The sequence below is a fragment of the Salinarimonas sp. NSM genome (assembly GCF_052380005.1).
Taxonomy (GTDB): Bacteria; Pseudomonadota; Alphaproteobacteria; order Rhizobiales; family Beijerinckiaceae; genus Salinarimonas.
Map to the genome: position 1 here is coordinate 1 of NZ_JBQTCJ010000121.1, position 1,890 is coordinate 1,890.

Here is a 1,890-nt window from a genome sequence, read left to right on the forward strand (position 1 = left end):
CAGAGCCCCGCTAACGGAAGGTCTCAGGCAGGAACAGCACGATGGCCGGGAAGGCGATCAGCAGGAACAGCACGAAGAAGTCCATGATCAGGAACCAGAAGATACCCCGGAACACCGCCGTGGTTGAGGCCAGTTTGCCTACCACGCTCTTGATCACGAACACGTTCATGCCTATGGGTGGCGTGATCATGCCGATTTCCAGCAGTTTGGTCAGTACAATACCGAACCACAGCAGGCTCAGGCCGGTGCTGTCGATAATCGGCAGCACGATCGGCAGGGTCAGCAGCATGGCGCCAATCGGCTCCAGGAACATACCCAGCAGCACGTAGATCAGCACGATGGCGATCAGGATAAAGACCACACTGGCGTCCATACCGATGATGGCGGAGGACAGATAGTCGCCGGCACCGGACAGGGCCAGGAAGCGGGTCAGCAGGCTGGCACCCACCGCGATGATGATCAGCGCGCCGGTGGTCAGCAGGGTTTCCACGATGGCGTTCTTGAACCGCTCCCAGGTCAGGCTGCCTTTGATGCCTGCCACGATCAGGGACAGGAAGGCGCCTACGGCACCGGCTTCGGTCGGCGTGAAGACACCGCCGAACAGGCCACCAAAGATACCGAACATGATCAGGATCACCGGCCAGGTGTCTTTCAGCGCCTTGAACTTCTCGGACAGCGGAATCTCTTCCTTGGTGTCCGGCGCCAGAGACGGGTTCAGCTTCACCCGGACCAGGATCACCACGATGTAACCAATGGCGGTCAGGATACCGGCGCTGATGCCCCCCAGGAACAGCCCCGTGATGGACTGCTGGGCGATGATGCCGTACAGGATCATGATGATGGACGGCGGAATCAGGGCGCCGATGGTGCCGGCAACCGCGACGGTGCCGGTAGCCAGTTCAGGGTGGTACTTGTGCTTGATCATTTCCGGTACGGCAATCCGGCCCATGGCCGCAGAGCAGGCCACGGACGAACCGGACACCGCAGCAAAGCCGGCGGAGCCGAACACCGCAGCAATGGCCAGACCCCCGGGCACCCCGGATAACCACATCCGTGCCGCCCGGAACATGCCCTGAGTGAGCTGGGTGTGGTAGCAGACAAACCCCAGCAGCAGGAACATGGGCACGGAACTCAGCACCCAGTTTGCAGCGAACTGGTAGGGGATGATCCCCAGGGAACCCCAGGCCACGTTCCAGCCCATCAGGTACCAGAGCCCGCCGAAAGATACACCGATCAGCGACACGCCGATGGGAATCCGGAAGGCAATCAGGAAAATCAGTAGACCTAGGCCCGTCAGGCCAATCTGGACGTCACTCATTCTTGTTGTCTCTCAGTTGTCGGTTGGCGGGCGGTATCAGACTTCCGGCGGCAGCTCGTCAGCCTTGGCCCGCTCACGGTCCAGACTGCTCTCGAGGCCAAAAATGCTGACCAGGAACTTGTAGGCCACTACCAGCACCATCATCGCGCAGCCCAGGGGCAGCACGTAGTAGGTGATCCAGATGGAGATGTCCGAGTTGCCCTGCACCACGGACGCACCCATGGCGTACTTGCGGCCGGCTTCCTCGAAGGAACGCCATGCGAGCATGGTGAACACGACACCGGAGCACAGCAGAGACAAGCGCTGAATGTTGTTCTGGATCCACTCCGGCAGGCGCTCGGTGATCACCTCAACAGAGATGTGAGCGTCTTTCTGCTCGGCGAAGGCCAGAGGAATGAACGCAGCAATCACCATGTAGTAGTAGGACACGATGGTGATGGTGCCGGGAATCGGGGAGTTAAAAATATACCGCCCCGCCACATCCGCGGTGATGTGAAACATCATCAGGGCAATCGCAAGACCGCCGATGATGGTCATCACGTTGGTGATGTGAGCGAGGATTCGGCCAATCA

At 60.0% G+C, this 1,890-nt stretch carries 2 protein-coding genes; both read right to left on the reverse strand.

The window, feature by feature from the left end:
• Positions 1-10: 10 nt before the first annotated feature.
• Positions 11-1,318, reverse strand: coding sequence for a TRAP transporter large permease (locus tag ACTZWW_RS22600; RefSeq protein WP_444783214.1), 1,308 nt, complete (start codon positions 1,316-1,318; stop codon positions 11-13).
• A gap of 36 nt (positions 1,319-1,354) precedes the next feature.
• Positions 1,355-1,890: TRAP transporter small permease (locus ACTZWW_RS22605; protein WP_444783215.1), on the reverse strand; the 536-nt coding region annotated here is incomplete at its 5' end.

Coding starts and splice junctions, on each gene's coding strand:
- ACTZWW_RS22600 (WP_444783214.1), bottom strand. CDS start 1,318: ATGAGTGACGTCCAGATTGGCCTGACGGGCCTAGGTCTACTGATTTTC.